The sequence below is a fragment of the Prauserella endophytica genome (assembly GCF_005146945.1).
GTDB classification, from domain to species: Bacteria; Actinomycetota; Actinomycetes; order Mycobacteriales; family Pseudonocardiaceae; genus Prauserella_A; species Prauserella_A endophytica.
In genome coordinates this window covers 21,486-39,753 of the sequence record NZ_SWMS01000040.1, presented here as the reverse complement: position 1 = coordinate 39,753, position 18,268 = coordinate 21,486, and the positions used below count along the sequence as shown (strand labels likewise).

Below are 18,268 nucleotides of genomic sequence, written 5' to 3'. Positions count from 1 at the left end.
CAACCGCATACCACTCCACTAAGATAAGAAACACATCATCCGTGGCTTACACGGAAATCATGACAGTGCCCATGCTCGGCGTGCTGGTCTTCCCCTCACAACTGCCGTCGGTCGTGGTTCCCGGGCTGGCCGTGGTGTTCGTGCTCGTGTTCGTGGCCCGCCCCATCGCGGTCCTGCTGACCCTGGGCTGGCTGCGGTACCGATGGCAGGAACTGCTGTTCACCAGTTGGGTCGGACTCCGCGGCGCGGTGCCGATCGTGCTCGCCACGTTCCCCTTCGTCGCCGGCCACCCCGATGGCCCGTTCATCTTCAACATGGTCTTCTTCGTGGTCCTGGTCTCCGCGGCCGTACAGGGCGTCAGCATCAGCACCGTCGCGGGCTGGCTTGGACTACGCGGCGAGTCCCCTACAACAACCTCGGTGGCCGAGGATGTTCCCATCGGCGACATCAACACCGAACTCATCGAAGTCCGCGTCACCCCCGACCTACACATCGCCGGCAAACAACTCAAAGACATCACCCCACCCCACGGACTCATCACCGCCATCATGCGCGGCAAACGAACACTGATCCCCACCCCACGCACCCGGCTTCGAGACGGCGACCTCGTCATCGTCGCGATCCCCCGCCAACCCGACGCCTCCAAACTCGTCACTACCTGGGCCCGCGGAGAATGAGCGGTGATCAGGCAACGCCCACACAGGCGGCGATGGCCAGGATGATCGCAACATAGCGGGAACACGTGCAGCTCCAGTTCAGTCCTTCCTGGCCGGCACGACGAGCACATCCGATGACGCGTCCCGCAACACGTGCTGGGCAACGCTGCCGAGCAGGGTGTAGCCCAGCGACGAGCGGGCGCCGGTACCGACGGCGACCAGATCGGCGGCGTGGTGGCGGCTCAGCTCTGGCAAACGCGTCTGCGGACGCCCGGACGCGATCACCACCCGCGACGCAGCGGGCGTCAGCTCGGCGGCCACGCGCTCGATATCGACGCGAACCTGCTCGGTGCTCACCTCGCGCAACTCGGCCAAGTGTTGCTCGCTGGCGCCGTGCATGCGCATCAACGTCTCGCCGACAACTACGGCAAAGTGCACGACGATGTGGTCCGCGTACGGCGTGAGCGCGCCCGCCGTGTGCGCCGCCGTTGCCGAGACAGTTGTGCTATCGACGGCGAGCACGACCGTGCGGTACTCCCCATCGGGTGGACTCTTGACCACCAGAACCGGAACCGGGCTCGCCCGCACCAGGTTGCCGGGAGTGCTGCCCAGGACCGGGCTGGTCAGCCGGTGGCCGCCATGCGCGCCGACGACCAGCAGGTCCGCGTCGCGATCAGTGACCTCAGCGAGGATCTCGTAAGCCACGTGACCGTGGCGGACGACGGCCTCCGTGACCGTGGAGGTGATGAACCGGTCGAGGTGTGAGCGCAGGCGGGCGTGGGCGAACTCGCTCAGCTCCTCGTTCAACCCGGCCGGCTGCACATTGACGGCGCTCAGCCGGGCGTCGCGTTCGGCGGCCAGCTGCGCGGCCCTCCGCACAGCCAAGCCCGCCTGCTCAGACAAATCGGTGGCGACCAGCACCCGGCGGACTGGTGCGGCGGCCATCGACATCACACTCCCTCCCTGCGAATAATGCCCCCTCCGACCGTCCGGCGCCCACGACCGAAGTCGAACCGGGCCAATGCATCGGCAAGCCGATGGCGGCTGGCGACGGATGTTTCCTCGGGCATCCATAGTAAGGCGACGTCTGGATGGGCCGCCTGCGCGAGCGGCGCCCGCTCATGACCAACGGCGCCAGCGAAATTCACGCGCTGAACGAAGCAGCGTCAGCCCGCACATCGAATTGCCCAAGACCAAACGCGTCCTGCACGGACCGAAGAGATGATGTCGACGCCGCAGCTAGGGCGTGTCTGACAATGGTGTTGGCGCGTGGTTGAGATGCTGTTCGGGTGTCGCGGTTCCAGTTGCTTTCAGATGATCAGTGGGCGTTGATCGAGGACCTGCTTCCGGTGCGTACCGGCAAGCAGGGCCGACCGTTCTCGGATGCGAGGTCGATGGTCGAAGGGATCATTTACCGGTATCGGTGCGGGATCGCGTGGCGGGATGTGCCTGCGGTATTCGGCCCGTGGCAGACGATCTGGACCTGGCACCGCCGGATGGCCGGTGACGGCACCTGGGACACCGTGTTGCAACGTCTGCTGACTGCTGCGGACTCGGCCGGCCTGGTGGAGTGGTCGGTGTCGGTGGATTCCACGATCGCGCGTGCGCATCAGCACGCCACCAACATCACCCGCCCCACAGGGGGCTGGGTCGAACTACACGGATCTGCACAACGAGCCGCCTGATCACGCGATCGGCCGCTCTCGTGGCGGCTGGAGCACCAAAGTGCACCATCTCGTCGACGGGAACGGCCGCCCGCTGGTGACGTTAGTCGGGCCCGGCCAGGCCGGGGACGCGCCGATGTTTCCGCATCTGATGCGGCAACTGCGTGTCGCTCGCCTCGGACGTGGTCGAGCTCGGACCCGGCCCGACCGTGTCCGCGGCGACAAGGCTTATTCCTCGAGAGCGATCCGGGGGCATTTGCGCGATCGCGGCATCACGGCGGTGATCCCCGAGCCGGCCGACCAGGCCGGGCACCGCACCCGCCGCGGTTCCCGCGGCGGCCGTCCGCCCACCCTCGACGCGGTCGATTATCGCGGCCGCAACGTTGTCGAACGGCGCATCGCCCTGCTCAAACAATGGCGTGGCCTGGCAACTCGCTACGACAAACTCGCCATCGTCTATCGCTGCGCGGTCGTTCTCCACGCCGTCATCACTTGGACCAAGACATTGTCAGACACGCCCTAGCCCTCGACGTGCGCGCCAGTTGAGACAGCAGAAGAGTGAGACCGCCAACTGTTCCTAACACCCGGCGGAACCGTCGAGCCAGGCGAGACGCCTCGAGCCGCAGCAGCCCGTGAACTCTTGGAGGAGACCGGCCTGCTGGGCGAGCTGCTGTCAGTGCCGGCGGCCGTCGCTGTCCGCTCTTTCCGCGCCGACTGGACGCCAACGCTGAGCCTGTCCTACGGAGCCGTCATCAACCGCGACGCGCCACTCGGCGGGGAGAAGGGACAGCCGCCGAAGTGGGTCGACCTGGACGAATCGTGGGAGAGCGTGTTCCCCGAGGATCGCGACCGAATCCGCGCGTATGTGCGCAGGCTCGCGGCAGAGCACGCGGTCGAGGCGCGCTGATCCTGTCGGGCGGGGCTTTAGTTGGTGGCGGCCCCTGCGGACAAGCACAGATCGTCCCAAGCACCATCCCGCTCTGGCGTTTTCATGGGCGGTCTGGGTCGCACGTCCGGACGTGAACGTCCGCCGTTTCGTCGTTGACATGGCCGCTGATCAGGTCCGATCAACGCCGGGTAGCGTGGGTGCGCTAGCGAATCTGGGAGTGATTATGGCGATACGACGAGATGCTCTCGCAGCACGGCGCGAGGCTCTCGGCTTCACCCAGGAAACCCTCGCCCAGGAGCTTGGGGTGGAGCTCTCGACAACCTGACCTCGCCTGCGAGTGGGCCGCTCACCTGGAAGGGAGGGACGACCGACGAACGTTCAGCGGGGTCGCCGACGGTGCTCATCACGGGCTGCTTCCTGTCGTGCCCGTGACCCTACTTGGTCAGGGCGCGCAGGCGGTGGTGAGCGCGGCGGCCTGATCGGCCCTGGTCTGCAGCCAGGCGGCTGGAGCACTGGTGAGGGTGTCCAGGGTGGCCGTCTGCAGGGTGGCGGCCAGGTCGGTGATGGCGCGGCCGATGTCGGTGTCGCTGGTGGTCGCGGCCAGGTCGGTGAGCTCGGTGGCGGTGGTGTGCGCCTGGTCCAGTGCGGCCTGCGGTGCGCTGAGGTCGGGCGGGTTGGCGACCAGTGCCAGCGCGTCGCTACACACCTCGGCGGCGGCGACCGCGCCGGTCACGGTGTCCGCGGCCGAACCGGCGGTGTCGCCGGCCTGCTGGACAGCGCCGCAGCCGCTGATCGCCGCCACGACGCCCACGCCGAGCAGCACAGAGGTCCATCGAGTCGAGATGCGCATGAGCGGGTTCCTTTCCGGATGGGCTGGGTCTGTGGGGTGGTGCCGCCCACCGCTGGTGGGGGGAGTGAGCGGTGGGCGGCACCGGGGCGGTCGACGCGCGTCAGTCGCGCGTCGACAGGCCAGTGGGCGAGGACGGGGCCGTCTCGGCTGCGGCCGCCCCGGTTTGGGCTGGCTCGGTCGTGACCGTGTCGGGCTCCGCACCGGCCAGCGAATCGGCAGAGGCAGCCGCTGGGGTGGCCGGGGTGGTGCGGGTGCGGATCCAGCTGGCCGTGACGGCGACGGCGAGCAGGAGGGCGACCACGGCCAGCGAGAACCAGGTGGGGATCTTGTAGAGGTCGAGCAGCAGCATCTTGATGCCGACCCACACCAGCACCAGGGCGAGGCCTAGCTTGAGGTAGATGAAGCGGTGCATCAGGTCGGCGAGCAGGAAGTACATGGCGCGCAGGCCCAGGATGGCGAAGGCGTTGGAGGTGAACACCAGGAACGGCTGCTGGGTGATGGCGAAGATCGCCGGGATGGAGTCGACGGCGAAGACGATGTCGGTGACCTCGACCAGCACCAGCACCGCCAACAGAGGGGTGGCCACCCAGCGCCCGGCCTGGCGCACCAGGAACTTCTGCCCGTGGTACTCCTCGGTGGTGGGGATGACCTTGCGGAACAGGCGCAGCACGACGCTGCGGTCGGGGTCGATGGTCTCGTTGCGGTGCACGGCCATCCGGACACCGGTGGCGACCAGGAAGGCGCCGAACACGTACAGGATCCAGGCGAAGGACGCGATGAGCACCGAGCCCGCGGCGATGAACACCGCCCGGAACACCAGTGCGCCGAGCACGCCGTAGAACAGCACGCGGTGCTGGTACTCGCGGGGAACGGCGAAGTAGCCGAAGATGATCGCGAAGACGAACACGTTGTCCACCGCGAGGGACTTCTCGATCACGTAGCCCGCGAAGTACTGGGCGGCGAACTCGCTGCCCCACGCCCACCACACGATCGCGCCGAACCCGAGGCCGAGCGCGACCCACACCGCCGACCAGGCGGCGGCCTCGCGGACCCCGACCACGTGTGCGCGGCGGTGGGCGAACAGGTCGATCGCGAGCATCACCAGGATCACGCCGAGCACCGCGGCCCACGCCCACAACGGAACAACCACAGTCAAGCACCTCCGGTCACGTCGAGTGAAACTGGAGGTCTCCCCAACCGCCAGAGCACGTGCGCTGGGTCCGGTGGCGCCGGGACCGGGCAGCCATCGAACTGCCGTAATGACGATCCCGGACGTGGTGGGTACTCCCCTCCGCACCACCAGAATGACGAAATACGGTTCGCCTGTCAAGGCTTGACTGGCGAACCGTACTTCGTCAATCTGGAAATGAGGCCAGCGCGCGGCCTCCTCGATCCGTGCCGTGGAAAGCAGGTCCGCTGATGCCCGCCCAGTGCACAACCCTCGTCTGCGTCGTCGACGCCACCGATCCCGCGCCGGCCGCCGAGCTGCCCGCGGCGGTCGAACTGATCGCCGACCACGGCCACCTCGTGCTCGCCGTGCTGCACCCGCCGCCGGGGCTCACGCTCAACGCGCGGCTGATCGCCTGGCAGCAGGTCCGCCGGGAGCAGGTCACCGCCGCGGCGCTCGCTCCCGCGCTGTCACGGCTCCCGTCATCCGGGCTGGCCGAGCGGGGCGTGCGGATCCACACCACCGCGTGGCATCACCGTCGCGGGCCGGGCGGCCGGCATCGGCGCGTGGCCGCCGCCCTGCTGCGACTGTGCCGAGTGCACGACGCCGACGTGCTCGTGTTGCCCGCCCATCCTCGCGCCGAGCTCCTCACGCCTGCGACCTGCCAGTACCTGCTCGGCCTCACTCAACCTCGGCTGCGGATCCGCCGCGCAGACGAGCACACCCTGCCCGACGCGATGCTGGTCTGATCACACCCGGTCGAGCAGCTCCCCGCCGATCCGGACCCCGCGCCGACAGCGGCATCGAGAGTGGAAGGAATGCCTTATGGTCGGCCCCATGCGGCCTGCCGAACCCCCACCCGACCACGCCCTCCCCACCCCAGCGGGCTCGGATCCCACCGACTCCGGCACGGTGGATTCTGGCGTGGTGGATGCTGGTGCGGAACCGGCCGACGCCGCCGCGTCGCAGACGCCAGGGTCGTGGATGTTCCTGAGCAACCACGCCCACGTGCTGCTCTGCCTGGCCGCCGACCCGCACCAGACCCTGCCCGTCATCGCCCAGAAGGTCGGCATCACCACCCGCGCCGTCCAGCTCATCCTCACCGACCTCATCCAGGGCGGCTACATCGAGCGCACCAAAGTCGGCCGCCGCAACCACTACCGCATCAACCCCGACGGCCATCTGCGCCACCCGCTGGAAGCCCACCACCGCATCGCCGACCTCATCACCGCCGTCGGTCCCGCCACCCCTGACGATGCTCGTGATGCTTCGGCTGACGGCGCCTCGACTCCTCCGCGTCGTCGCCGCACCGGATAACTCGCCACCCTTGGTAAACGAACCACAGTTCGTCATTCTCGACGTTGAGGGGGAGTACCTCAACGACCAAGCCCCGCGTCGTCAACACGATCTGGCCGACCCGGATCCGGCGCAGGCACCCGCCGCCCCACCGCGCGGGTCCAGGAAACCTCACGCCACCGACGCCAGCACCACCAAGCACGCCCTGGCAAGGGCTACGTGGCGTGGCCGGGCGGTGTGCGGACAGGACCTCGCGACGACCAGCGCCCCTCTCGCTTCGCACCCCACACTGACACGCCACCCGGGACGGCGTGTGTTCATCGTGGCGGGCGGGGCGGCACCAACGCTGCGCAGGTGATGACCAACGCCAGCAGAATGAGTGCCGTGACAGCGATGTCGATGAGGAATCCGGTGAGCATGGTGAACATGGTCAGTCCTTCTCAATCACGTGCTGCTCGGCCTCAATCACGTGCTGCTCGGCTCGGCGGCGGGTGCGCAGGCTCGCCGCGATGACGACGGCGAGGATGGCCACGATGACAGCGAGGGAGACCGGCGTGGGGATCTGCGGGGTGGCCGGCCAGATTCCGTGGGCCCAGTGCAACACCAGTTTCAGACCGATGAACGCGAGAATGACCGCCAGGCCGTGGTTGAGATAGACGAGCTTGGCCAGCGTGGCGTGGAGCACGAAGTAGAGCGCGCGCAGGCCGAGCAGCGCGAAGGCGTTGGTGGCGAATACCAGGTAGGGGTCCGCGGTGATGCCGTAGACCGCGGGGACCGAGTCCACGGCGAACACCACGTCGGTCACGAACACCGCGGCGACCACCACCGCAAGCGGCGTGAGCGCGCGTCGTCCGTGCTCCCGTACGGTCAGCCGGGTGCCTCGGTAGTCGTCGGTGACGGGCATGAACCTGCGGAGCAGTCGCACGATACGCATCTGGGATACGTCGCGGCCCGCGAAGGCCGAACCGGTGTGCACCTCGTGCAGGATCTTGCCCGCGGACACGAGCAGGATCAGGCCGAAGAGGAGGAACGCCCAGGTGCCTGCCTGCAGCAGCGCCGCGCCCGCCGCGATGAAGATGCCCCGCAGGACCAGGGCACCGGCGATGCCGTACAGCAGCACCCGTTGCTGAATGGGGGACGGGACCGCGAACCCGGCCAGGATCAGCATGAACACGAACAGGTTGTCCACCGACAGTGACTTCTCCACCACGAAGCCGGTGATGAACTCCAGTGCCGGCCCGCTGTCGAACACCGCCCACAGCCAGATCCCGAACAGGACGGGCAGCGTGAGATAGAACACCGACCAGCCAATCGCTTCCCGTATCGACACCTCGTGGGGACGGCGGGTGACGGCGAAATCGGTGACGAGGAGGCCGAGTATTACGGCGATGCTGGCGACCCACAACCAGGGCGACCCGATCGACGAGGACCCCACCGAGTCGGCGGGCGCGGCCACGGACAGAGACGACACCACGGGATGAAAGGGCACGAAGACCTCCGCGCACGGACGACGTTCGAGGTCTCCTTCACCCTGGTGAGGGCGGTCGCCCGGGGACACCATGGGGTGTCCGTATTGACCAGGCAGACACTTAGGGAAGTACTCCCCTCTGCACGCAGTGTCACTGGCCGGAATGTGGCTGTCAAGGTTGATCGGGGGTGGATCTAGGATCGGTGGCGTGAGGCGCGCCGGGGTATGGCAGTGGCTGGACGGTCACGTCGACCATGAGCGGGGGGTGGGGGTCGCTGCTGGTGGGGTGGTGTCGCAGGCCCCGACGACCGTGGTCATCGAGCGGCTGCTGCGCACGCTCGGCCGGCCCGAGCAGCGGGTGCCGGTGATCCTGGTGGCCGGCACCAACGGCAAGAGCACGACCGCCCGGATCCTGGCCGCGGTGCTGGCGGGCAGTGGACTGCGGGTCGGGTTGTACACCAGTCCTCATCTGCACCGGCCGCAGGAGCGGATCACCATCGATGGTGTCACGATCACCGACGACGAGTTGGCGGCGGTGCTCGACCCGCTGGTGGCGGACGAGCGCACCGCGTCAGAGCTGGGGCGGCCCAGTTGGTTCGAATTGATGACCGCGGCCGCGGTGGGCTGGTTCGCCGACCAACGTGTTGATGTCGCGGTGGTCGAGACCGGTCTGGGTGGCAGCGGCGACGCGACCGCCGCGCTCGGCGCCGGCCTGGTGGTGGTCACGTCGGTGGGCGTCGACCACGTCGAGTACTTCGGTGACACGCGGTGGGACAACGCCGTGGCTGAGGCTGGCGCGGTTCCTGAGGGCGCGACCGTGGTGCTAGCCGAAGCGGACCCGGCCATGCACCCGCCGTTCCTGGGCCGCCGCCCCTCGCGCGTGGTGACCGTGGATCGTGACTTCGGCGTGGCCGCCGACGCGCCGGTCGCGGATGGCCGGACGGTGTCGCTGTTCACGCCCGGGGCGACTTATGACGACGTTTTCCTGCGTCTGCTGGCACCGTGGCAGGCGGCGAACGCGGCGACGGCGTTGGCCGCCGCCGAGGTGTGGCTGGCCCGGCCGGTGGCCGACCAGGTGGTGCGGGCGGTCTGCGGGGCGCTGCGGGCTTCGGGCCGCTTTGAGCTTGTCCACACCCCCGGCCCTGTGCTGATGGACGGCGCCCACAACGAGGAAGCGGCCACCGCGCTGGCACGGGCGCTGCGGGAGCGGTTCGACGGCGTCTCCCGCACCGTGGTGGTCGGTATGACCGGGACCCGCGCGCCGGAGGCGTTTCTGAGTGCCCTGGGGGTCGGGGCTGGTGACTGGGTGATCTGCACCTCGCCCCGGACACCGCGAGCGGTGCCGCTCGCCAGGCTCGCCGCCGCCGCGCGGGCGGTGGGCGCAGGATCGGTCGCGGTCGAGGCGGATGTGGGTGATGCGGTGCGCCGCGCGGCGGCGGCGAATGATAGCACGCTCACGGTAGTTACCGGGTCGCTCTATGTGATCGGCGAGGCGCTGCCCGTCGTGCGAGCGCTGGTGACGTGACCACCCGTGCTGCCCGGGCTGAGCGCCGCGCGTGCTGATCGGGAAGAGAGGGTACGAGATCCGGTCTCGAAATGGGTCCGGCGGCGCGGGGGCAACGGTGATCGCGCGAGCCGGTGGTGTGTCAGACTGCAGTGGTGAGGGGTGAACGGGTGATGTCGGATCAACCAGGCATCGCGCCTGAGCGCGTGGGACTCGATGTGGAACGCGCTGCTGGCACCCTGCGCGCGGGTGGGCTGGTCGCGTTCCCGACCGAGACCGTGTACGGGCTCGGCGCGGACGCGGAGAACGTCGACGCGGTGGAGCGTGTCTTCGCCGTGAAGGGGCGGCCCTCGACGCACCCGCTGATCGTGCACCTCAGCGGGGCGCGTCAGCTCCCCGACTGGGTCGCGGAGGTGCCCGACGCGGCGCGCCGCGTCGCTGACCGTTTCTGGCCTGGCCCGGTGACCCTGGTTCTTCGTCGGGGCCGCCGTGTTCCCCGCGCGGTCACCGGCGGTCTGGAGACGGTCGCGCTGCGGGTGCCCGACCATCCGGTCGCCCGCGCGCTGCTCACGGCGTTCGGTGGCGGTGTGGCGGCGCCATCGGCCAACCGTTTCGGCTCGGTCAGTCCCACGGCGGCTGCTCATGTTGGCGACGGGTTGGGCGCCGACGTCGACTACGTGCTGGACGGCGGCCCCTGTGCGGTGGGTGTCGAGTCCACGATCGTCGACCTCACCGGCGCACCTGCGATACTGCGCCCAGGCGGCGTGACACGAGAGGATCTTGAGCGCGCACTGGGTTGCTCCGTGCCGGTGCGGGCGAGGAGTGCCGTACGCGTTCCGGGCCAGCATCCGTCGCACTACGCGCCGAGGGCACGGGTTGTCCTGGTCGAGCCGGGCCAGGTGATCGGCCACGCCGAGTACCTGGCAGCGCAGGGCCGGCGCGTCGGCGTCCTGCTGCCGCCCGAGTTCGCGGGCGGTGCCGGTGCGTGTGCCGGGCAGCGCGTTATCGCGGTGCCGGACTCGGGTGCGCGGTACGCGCGGCGGCTTTTCGAGTTCCTCCGTGACTTCGACCGGCATGAGTGCGAGGTCGTGGTGGCCTCGGTTCCTACCCCGGACGGGCTCGGATTGGCGATCGCGGATCGGCTCCGCCGAGCGGCCGGGTCGCGCAGCCAGACGGCCGCGACTCCGGGCTGCTCAGCGGTTGCTGAGCGCGGCGACGAGGTGTTCGAGGTGGGCGGCGCGGGATGCTTTGATCAGGACGAGATCGTCGGGACGAAGGATTCGACTTAGCACGTCGTGGGCGGCCTGGCTGTCGGGAACGGCGATGATGTCGAGGGTGCTGTGCTCGGTGTCGGCCGCGTCGGCGATCAGAGGCGCGGTCCGGGTGCCGATGGTGATCAGGACGTCGAGGCCGGCGCGTGCGGCGAGCACGCCGAGGTGGTGGTGGGCGCCAGCGGCGTGGTCGCCGAGGTCGGCCATCTCGCCGAGGACGGCGATCCGGCGGCGGGCGGACATGGTGCTCAGGGTGGTCAGCGCGGCGGCCATGGAGTCGGGGTTGGCGTTGTAGGCGTCGTGGAGGAGCGTGACCCCGTCGCCCCGCACGATGGTTTGCATGCGCCCGCCGCTGGCGGGTTCAGCGGCGCTCAGGGCATCGGCGATGGTGTGGTGGTCAAGGCCGAGGCCGAGGGCGAGGGCGGCGACGGCGAGGGCGTTGCCGACGTGGTGCCGGCCGGTCAGGCGGAGCGTGACGGGTGCCGTGCCCTCGGGAGTGTGCAGGGTGAAGCACGCCCGGCCGCGCGGCGTGACGTGCACATCTCGGGCGTATACGCCGTTGGGGTGGGGGCGCTGGCTCCACCAGCGGGTGCGGGCGGGGGTGAGCGGGGCCATCGCGGCGACGAGCGGATCGTCGGCGTTGAGGATGGCCAGCCCACCGTGGTCTGCAGAGGGGAGCCCGGTCAGTAGTTCGCTTTTGGCCGCGGCGATCCCGGTTTGCCCGTCGGGGTATTGACCGAGGTGGGCGGTGCCGACGTTGAGCACGACCCCGACGTGGGGGGTGACCAGGCCGCACAGGTAGCTGAGGTGTCCACGGCCCCGGGCGCCCATTTCCAGGATGAGGTAGCGGGTGTCGGGGGTGGCGCGCAGGACAGTGAGGGGAAAACCGAGCTCGTTGTTGAAGGAGCGGTCTGTGGCGGCGACCGGGCCGTGGTGTGCCAGGACCTGGGTGGCGAGATCTTTGGTCGTGGTCTTGCCGTTCGACCCGGTGATGCCGATCACGGTGGCCGGCAGTCGGTCTGCCACGTGGCGAGCCAGGTCGCCGAGCGCGCGGGTCACGTCGGTGACCTGGACGGCAGGGGCGGGCACCGGGCGTGCGGCCAGCACCAGGGCGGCTCCCGCGGCGAGGGCCGCTGATGCATGGTAGTGCCCGTCGGTGCGCCGGCCGGGGAGGGCGGCGAACACGCCGCCGGGGTGGACCTGGCGGGAGTCGATGCTGGCGGGTGCGGTCACCAGCAGCGACGGGTCGGTCCCCGGGACGAGGTGACCGTCGGTGGCCGCGGCGATCGCGGCGGCGGTCAGGGGGATCATCGTGGTGACGCTCCTTCGGACGTGCAGTGGCTGGGGCCGGCCGGGTGGGTCTGCGGGGGTGGTGTCCGGGGGTTACGGGTTGCAGCATTCGCAGAACGTGGGATCGGCACGTCGTTGGCCGTCATCGCGAGGGTGGCGGCCGCGGTGCGGGCAGCGGGCACACCCGTGGATCGTTGCCAGGGTCAGGCGGGTGGGCTCGCCACACGTGCCGCAGGGCAGACCAGGTTCGCGGTCCACCGGGCCGAATCCGGGGGTGCCGCAGGCCGGGCACAGGGTGGCCAGACGCGAGGCGAGTTGGTGGGCGAGCACGCTGATCTCCCGCATGCGGGTGGGGTTGACGTGCGCGCGCATGTCGGTCTCCAGTCGCGCCAGGCCATCGGTGGAGTGCGCGGTGCACCGGCTGATCGCCGCATCGAGGTCGGCACGGGTCTGGATGCCCTTGCAGATGGGGCCTGGAGCCCGCACGTCGGCGGGGCTGTGGGGACGGACGATGACCGCGTGGGCACCGAAACCGACGCGCGCCAGGTAGGCGTCGGTTTCCTCGTCGAGGCGGCGGGTCGTGGTGTGGCTGAAGTTCGTCGGTGTGGTTCGGCGCTCCAGGATGCAGACGTCCCGCACCGTGTCGAGGAAGGCGAGGATCTCCTGGCCGGCGCTCAGCATTGGCGCGACCGGGTGCGGGCCGAAGGAGCCTTCGCTGGCCACGGCGAGTCCGAGGCCGGTCGACTCGATCGCGAGGCGCGCCTTGCGGACCGCGGTCTCGGCCGCCGACCCGGCGCGGGGGATCTCACCGGTGAAGGTGCCGAGCTGATCGGTGTCCACATCGTGGGCGAGCACAAGCCGCATGCCGGGGATCCGCGCCAGGGCGGCAGCGAGGGCTCGCTGCTTGCCGTGTCGGGTGGCCATCGCGACCGGTGCGCCCGCGTAGGGGTGCACGGCGAGCATTACACGAGGTTGCCGGATCGGGCGTCGATGCCGGTGAGCAGGGCCACGAGCTGCCCGATGGCGGTGTCACGGTCCATCGGGTGCCGCAGCGGCAAATCCGGATGCAACCGGTACCGGTTGCGCCGCCCCTCCCTGGTGCGTTCCAGGTAGCCCGCCTCGACGAGGTCGGCCACGATGCGCTGCGCCGCCCGCTCGGTGATGCCCACCACCTCGGCCACATCCCGCAACCGAACTTGTGGATCCCGCACCACGCACAGCAGTACGTGGGCGTGATTGGTCAAGAACGTCCACTCCTGCATGGCCGCAACTGTACCTCGTCGGGGGTAACGCATGTCACGCTTGCCAAAGCACGTCATCAATGTCGTATGATTCATATCGCGTATTAGAACACAGGTCATTGGTAGCGTGCTTGGGAGGTGGGTGTCATGGGCGACGAGGAGATGGCGCTCCCGTGGGAGAACCTGCTGCGGGAGGTGGGCGCGGTGGTCGACGCCGAGATGGCGGGCGTACTGACCGGCGAGCGCGCGGCCGATGAGGTGGCGCGGCGCTGGGCGCACCGGTGGGCCTCGCCGCCGCCGGACGTGGTGATCGACACCAGCCCGCCGGGCGTGCGGCGGGGGGCCGCGCAGAGCGTGGGTGCCTACATCGCCCGGGAGCTGGAACGGGGGCGGTCGCTGTACTGCGTGGTCCACGACGAGTTCGTCCGGGTGCGGATCGGGGGTTTCGACGGGCGTGCGTTGCCTCCGCATTGCCTGGAACACCTCGGTTCGCCGCCCGAGCCCGCTGCGGGCACCGGTGCTGAGCCGCGCGCCACCGACCTCGCCGGAGCCCCGGCGACGCGCGGCGCGGCGGCGCGCGCGGGTCAGGAAGGTACGACGGCGTGACAGGGGTGACGCTGCTCGTTTTGGTGGCCCTTCCCGCTGTTGCGGCCATGGCCGGGTCGATCCGGCGGCTACGGAGCTTGGCGCCCGCGTTGGGTGCGGGTGCGGCGCTGGTGGCCACCGCGCTGGCGGGGACGCTGGCCGTGACGGTGGTAGTCGGCGGGCCGGTGGCGATGGTGCTGGCCAACCCGGACGGGCGAGCCTGGACCGGGCTGGTGGTCGACCACGTCGGGGCGATCGTTCTGCTGCTGGTGTGCACGGTCAGCGCCGTGGTCCAGGCGTTCGCCCGCCGCTACCTGCACGGCGATCCGGCCGCGGCCCGCTTCGCTGTCGCGGCGGGGGCGCTGACCGCCGCGACCACGGTGATGGTGACCGCGGCGACTCTCGTCACCCTGGCGGTGGCGTGGACGCTGACCGGGGTGATCTTGTGCCGTCTGGTGGGGATGTATCGGCCGGCGCCCTCGGCCGTCGATGCCGCACGGCGCACCACCCGTGCCGTCGTCGCCGGGGACGCCGCGTTGTGGACTGGGGTTGTCCTCGCGGTCACGGTCTGGGGGGATCTCGACCTGCGCCACCAGGGCGACGCGGCCCTCGGCGGTGCGGTGGGCACGGTGGTGGCCTGTTCGCTGGTGGTCGCCGCGGCCGTGCGGTGCGCGCAGCTGCCCTGGCACCGATGGCTGCCGGCGACCCTGGCGGCACCGACCCCGGTTTCGGCTCTGCTGCACGCCGGCGTGGTCAACGCCGGCGGGGTGCTGCTGGTGAAGCTGTCGCCGATCGTCGGTGCCGCGCCGGTGGCGACACACCTGGCGTTCGCCATCGGAGCCGCCAGCGTCGTGGCCGCCACCGCGATCATGCTGACCCGCCCCGACATCAAAGGGGCGCTGGTGCACTCCACGATCGGGCAGATGGGGTTCATGCTCATGACCTGCGGGCTCGGCCTCTACGCCGCGACGGTGGTGCACCTGGTGGCGCACGGGCTGTTCAAAGCCACCCTGTTCCTCGGCTCGGGGTCGGCCGTGCAGCGGCACGCTGGCCACACTGCGGCTCCTCCCGCGCCTCGGTTGGCTCCTGCCCGCGCAGCGCAGGTCGCTGTCCTCGCCGGGGTCGCCGCCGTCGCGGCGGTCGGGGTGGCGGCCTGGTTGCTACCCCTTCATGCCGGCGGCGTCGCGTTGTCGCTCTTCGCCGTGGCCACCGCCGCGCGGCTGGCGTGGGGCTGGCTGCGTCGTCACCCGACCGGCGGCGCGCTGGTCACGGTGGTGATCGTGCTGCCGGGCGTGGCGATCGGGTACCTGGCCCTGGTGGGCGCGGTCACCGAGCTCCTGGCCCCGAGCCTGCCCGCAAGCGGGCCCGCCGCTGTCTCGGCCTGGGTTCTCGCGACCGTGGTGGCGGTGCTGGCGGCCGGTGCGCTGCTGCTCCACCTGGCACCCGCGGTCGGTCTGGGCCGGTGGCGCGACCGGCTGTACGTGGCGGCGTTGTCCGCCGGGCAGCAGCGCACGTACACCGCCGCCTGGGGTCACCCGCCACGGCTGGTACCGACACCGCGTCCGCGGCCGGTTCCCCAACTGGAAGGAGCTCGGGCGTGACTCGCCCCCACGCGCTCGACGGCATCCCGCGCAAGCGGGTCGCCGCCATGACAGGTGAGTCACCGGCTGTCCCGCACGCGTGGCTTCCCCTGTTCTCCACGGTCGCACGTTCCGCCACTTGTCGCGTCGTGCTCGCGCAGGAGGGTTCACACTCATGACCACCGGCCCCGCCACCAACCTCGCCCCCGATGCCGTCTCTGACGTCGCCACACAGCAGGCGGCAGTGCGCGCCGAGATCGCCGACGCGGCCGGATTCCTGGCTCCGACCTGGCCATTGGCGGACTTCATCGCGGTCAACCCGTTGTCCGGCCTGCTGGACCGCCCGTTCGCCGACGCGGCCACCACCGCCGCGGATCTGCTCGGAGCACGAGTCACCCCAGACGAGACCTGGCTACGTGCCGCCTGGCAGCGCGGCCGGATCACCGACGACGACCTGCGCGCCGCGCTGGCCCGCCGCCACCCCACGGCGCTACAGCGGGGCCCGCTCACTCTCGGCAACCGCGCCTACGACCCGGTCGACCTGCTGGTGGCCGATCTGCACCAGGGCATCGCGTGTCCACCGCCGCGCCGTCAGGCACGCACCGCGGCCGAAGCACTGGCCCCGGAGGTGGCCGCCCTGCTCAACACCCACACGATCCAGTGGTGCGCGGCCTACCTGGACGAAGGCCAGTCCACCTGGCGGATGCCGGGTCGTGACCGCGGCTTCTACTCGGCGTGGCGGGCGCTGGCCGCCCATGACGGAACCTTGCCGCGGCCGGTGCGGGCGCGGCTGCGGCACCTGCCCGAACGCGCCGAGCACACCATCCTGGACGCGCTGGCCGCGCTCGGTGTCCCGGACGACCAGCGGACCCGCTACCTGCAGGCCCACCTGGCCTGCTTGCCCGGCTTCGCCGCCCACGTCCGGTGGCGCGGCGAGCGGCCCGACAGCGGCATCGACCTCGTCGACTACCTCGCGTTGCGGTTGGCCGTCGAAGCCGCCGCGCTCGCCGGCTCCCACGCTCCCGGCACAGCGTGGTCCTGGGCCTCCGCGAGCCGGTTCGACACCCGGCAGGCCACCGTCGACCCGCACGACCGGGCCTACCACCTGTTGGGAGCGCTGGAAGTCACCGACACCGATGCCGCCCAACGGAGCGAGCTGGTGGAGCTGCTCGACCAGCTGCCGATCCAGCAGCGGGCGCTGGTCTGGCTGGACGCCTACGAGGACCACTACCGGAGCCGGCTGCTGCTGCGCATCCTCGGCCGGCCCCAGCCCGAACTGCCCGAAGCCCCACCGCGGGCGCAGGTGGTGTGCTGCATCGATCCCCGCTCCGAAGGACTGCGCCGCCACCTGGAGGTCCTCGGCAGCTACCAGACCCTGGGCTTCGCCGGTTTCTTCGCCGTCGCCATGCGCTACCGCGACCTCGCCGGGGGTGCCGCTCGCACCCAGTGTCCCGGCCCGATCACGCCTCGCCACACCCTCACCGAGCACCCCGCCCCTGGTCGGCGGCGCGCGGCCGAGCGGTCACTGGCCGGCCGCAGGGTGCTCGCCGCCGCCGAGCACTCCCTGCACGCCGCCAAGGACGACCTGCTGGCGCCGTTCGCCCTCGCCGAAGCCGCCGGCTGGCTGGCCGGGCCGCTGGCCGCGGCCAAGACCTTCACTCCCCGTGCCGCCGGCGCCACAGGCGCGTGGTGGGCCCGCCGCATCACGCCCGAGCCGCAGACCGAGATCTCCATCGCCGAGGCGCTCACCCCCGAGGAGCGTGCCGCGACCGCCGAAACCATCCTGACGTTGATGGGCCTGACCCGCGGGTTCGCGCGGCTGGTCGTGTTCTGCGGGCACCGCGCCCACACCGACAACAACCCCTACCAGGCCGCGCTGGACTGCGGCGCCTGCGGGGGACATCCCGGAGGTCCCAACGCCCGCACGGCCGCCGCCCTGCTCAACGATCCGCAGGTCCGCCTTCACCTGGCCGACCGCGGCATCACCGTTCCCGACGACACCTGGTTCGTCCCGGCCGAACACGACACCACCACCGACACCGTACGCCTGCTGGACACCCACCTCCTGCCCGCCACCCACCGCCGCGACGCTGACAGGCTCACCGCCGACCTCCGCACGGCCGGCACCCGGCTGGCCGCCGAACGCTGCGCCATCCTGCCGGGCGCACCCACCCGGCCCCGCCCGCGGCACGCGGCGCGCCACACCCGCGCCCGGGCCCGTGACTGGGCCCAGGTCTTCCCGGAATGGGGTCTCGCCGACAACGCCGCCTTCCTCATCGCGCCCCGCGCCCTCACCCGCGGCATCGACCTGCACAGCCGCGTGTTCCTCCACGACTACGATCCCGACCTCGACCCGACCGGCACCGTCCTGGAAACAATCCTCACCGCGCCGCTCGTCGTCGCACACTGGATCAACAGCCAGTACTACTTCGCCACCGTCGACCCGCAGTCCTTCGGCGCCGGCAGCAAAACCCTGCACAACGTCACCGGTGGGGGCCTGGGCGTCATGACCGGCCACACCAGTGACCTCCAGCCCGGCCTGCCCTGGCAGTCCCTCACCGACGGCCACCACGCCCGACATGAACCGCAACGCCTGCTCGCCATCGTGCAGGCACCCCTGCCCAGGCTGGACACCCTCATCGCCCGCCACACAATGCTGCACCACATGTTCAGCCACGACTGGATTGGACTCGCCGCACGGGAACAGCCCGACGACCCGTGGCACCGCTACACCCCCACCGGGTGGCAGCCCTGGCACCCCAGCACCGACACGCCAGCACCGACATCCCGGCAGGCGCTCCCGTGA

General features: G+C 70.6%; 19 protein-coding genes. 12 read left to right on the top strand and 7 right to left on the bottom strand.

Translation table 11 applies throughout. From position 1 onward, the window contains the following. Window positions 1-677: cation:proton antiporter domain-containing protein (locus FCN18_RS36030; protein WP_228714307.1), on the top strand; the 677-nt coding region annotated here is incomplete at its 5' end. 78 nt (window positions 678-755) lie between these two features. Here FCN18_RS36030 and FCN18_RS36025 read toward each other — a convergent pair. Then, window positions 756-1,577 carry a universal stress protein gene (locus FCN18_RS36025; RefSeq protein WP_267285382.1) on the bottom strand — a complete coding sequence of 274 codons (822 nt, stop codon included), beginning with the start codon at window positions 1,575-1,577 and terminating at the stop codon, window positions 756-758. 368 nt (window positions 1,578-1,945) lie between these two features. Between FCN18_RS36025 and FCN18_RS40430 the strand changes: the two genes are divergently transcribed. Genes FCN18_RS40430 through FCN18_RS36015 form a run of 3 tightly spaced genes read left to right on the top strand, consistent with a single transcriptional unit; the run spans window position 1,946 to window position 3,227 of the window. Further along, window positions 1,946-2,341 carry a transposase gene (locus FCN18_RS40430; protein WP_228714306.1) on the top strand — a complete coding sequence of 132 codons (396 nt, stop codon included), beginning with the start codon at window positions 1,946-1,948 and terminating at the stop codon, window positions 2,339-2,341. A gap of 40 nt (window positions 2,342-2,381) precedes the next feature. Continuing rightward, a complete protein-coding gene (locus tag FCN18_RS40425; protein WP_233520242.1) occupies window positions 2,382-2,843 on the top strand; it encodes a transposase in 462 nt (153 codons plus the stop codon). Window positions 2,844-2,891: 48 nt separating this feature from the next. Further along, complete coding sequence (locus tag FCN18_RS36015) at window positions 2,892-3,227, top strand: NUDIX hydrolase (protein ID WP_281245774.1); 336 nt, start codon at window positions 2,892-2,894, stop codon at window positions 3,225-3,227. A 424-nt stretch (window positions 3,228-3,651) separates the two neighbouring features. Here FCN18_RS36015 and FCN18_RS36010 read toward each other — a convergent pair whose 3' ends face one another. After that, window positions 3,652-4,059, bottom strand: a complete 408-nt coding sequence (locus FCN18_RS36010; RefSeq protein WP_005456771.1) for a bacteriophage spanin2 family protein — start codon at window positions 4,057-4,059, stop codon at window positions 3,652-3,654. A 100-nt stretch (window positions 4,060-4,159) separates the two neighbouring features. Then, window positions 4,160-5,209 carry a TerC family protein gene (locus FCN18_RS36005; RefSeq protein ID WP_005456772.1) on the bottom strand — a complete coding sequence of 350 codons (1,050 nt, stop codon included), beginning with the start codon at window positions 5,207-5,209 and terminating at the stop codon, window positions 4,160-4,162. 269 nt (window positions 5,210-5,478) lie between these two features. Between FCN18_RS36005 and FCN18_RS36000 the strand changes: the two genes are divergently transcribed. Continuing rightward, entirely contained in the window at window positions 5,479-5,976 is a 498-nt protein-coding gene (locus FCN18_RS36000; protein ID WP_005456773.1) for a hypothetical protein, read from the top strand. Between the two features lie 88 nt (window positions 5,977-6,064). Beyond that, window positions 6,065-6,544 carry a helix-turn-helix transcriptional regulator gene (locus tag FCN18_RS35995; protein WP_177242873.1) on the top strand — a complete coding sequence of 160 codons (480 nt, stop codon included), beginning with the start codon at window positions 6,065-6,067 and terminating at the stop codon, window positions 6,542-6,544. 409 nt (window positions 6,545-6,953) lie between these two features. Here FCN18_RS35995 and FCN18_RS35990 read toward each other — a convergent pair whose 3' ends face one another. Continuing rightward, complete coding sequence (locus FCN18_RS35990; RefSeq protein WP_043537254.1) at window positions 6,954-7,985, bottom strand: TerC/Alx family metal homeostasis membrane protein; 1,032 nt, start codon at window positions 7,983-7,985, stop codon at window positions 6,954-6,956. 214 nt (window positions 7,986-8,199) lie between these two features. On the opposite strand from FCN18_RS35990, the gene FCN18_RS35985 reads away from it, so the two are divergent. Further along, entirely contained in the window at window positions 8,200-9,516 is a 1,317-nt protein-coding gene (locus FCN18_RS35985) for a bifunctional folylpolyglutamate synthase/dihydrofolate synthase (protein WP_005456777.1), read from the top strand. 152 nt (window positions 9,517-9,668) lie between these two features. Next, the gene (locus FCN18_RS35980; protein WP_005456778.1) at window positions 9,669-10,784 is read left to right on the top strand and encodes an L-threonylcarbamoyladenylate synthase; all 1,116 of its coding nucleotides are present in this window, start codon (window positions 9,669-9,671) and stop codon (window positions 10,782-10,784) included. Here the strand turns inward: FCN18_RS35980 and FCN18_RS35975 are convergent. The 3 genes from FCN18_RS35975 to FCN18_RS35965 all read right to left on the bottom strand — a co-directional run bounded on the left by FCN18_RS35975 (window position 10,689) and on the right by FCN18_RS35965 (window position 13,318). Continuing rightward, the gene (locus tag FCN18_RS35975) at window positions 10,689-12,077 is read right to left on the bottom strand and encodes a UDP-N-acetylmuramoyl-tripeptide--D-alanyl-D-alanine ligase (protein ID WP_005456779.1); all 1,389 of its coding nucleotides are present in this window, start codon (window positions 12,075-12,077) and stop codon (window positions 10,689-10,691) included. The genes FCN18_RS35980 and FCN18_RS35975 overlap by 96 nt on opposite strands. 72 nt (window positions 12,078-12,149) lie before the next feature. Next, window positions 12,150-13,019 (bottom strand): DUF6671 family protein, encoded by an 870-nt coding sequence (locus FCN18_RS35970; protein WP_005456780.1) that lies wholly within the window; start codon window positions 13,017-13,019, stop codon window positions 12,150-12,152. Then, on the bottom strand, window positions 13,019-13,318 hold the full coding sequence (locus tag FCN18_RS35965) for a helix-turn-helix transcriptional regulator (protein WP_005456781.1): 300 nt from the start codon (window positions 13,316-13,318) through the stop codon (window positions 13,019-13,021). Before FCN18_RS35965 ends, FCN18_RS35970 begins: the two co-directional genes overlap by 1 nt. A gap of 126 nt (window positions 13,319-13,444) precedes the next feature. Between FCN18_RS35965 and FCN18_RS35960 the strand changes: the two genes are divergently transcribed. The 4 genes from FCN18_RS35960 to FCN18_RS35950 are packed head-to-tail and all read left to right on the top strand — an operon-like array spanning window position 13,445 to window position 18,268. After that, window positions 13,445-13,903 (top strand): hypothetical protein, encoded by a 459-nt coding sequence (locus FCN18_RS35960; protein ID WP_005456782.1) that lies wholly within the window; start codon window positions 13,445-13,447, stop codon window positions 13,901-13,903. Beyond that, window positions 13,900-15,483 carry a proton-conducting transporter transmembrane domain-containing protein gene (locus FCN18_RS35955; protein WP_005456783.1) on the top strand — a complete coding sequence of 528 codons (1,584 nt, stop codon included), beginning with the start codon at window positions 13,900-13,902 and terminating at the stop codon, window positions 15,481-15,483. The genes FCN18_RS35960 and FCN18_RS35955 overlap by 4 nt, the downstream gene beginning before the upstream one ends. Beyond that, complete coding sequence (locus FCN18_RS39360) at window positions 15,480-15,641, top strand: hypothetical protein (protein ID WP_005456784.1); 162 nt, start codon at window positions 15,480-15,482, stop codon at window positions 15,639-15,641. Before FCN18_RS35955 ends, FCN18_RS39360 begins: the two co-directional genes overlap by 4 nt. After that, entirely contained in the window at window positions 15,638-18,268 is a 2,631-nt protein-coding gene (locus FCN18_RS35950) for a DUF2309 domain-containing protein (RefSeq protein ID WP_005456785.1), read from the top strand. The genes FCN18_RS39360 and FCN18_RS35950 overlap by 4 nt, the downstream gene beginning before the upstream one ends.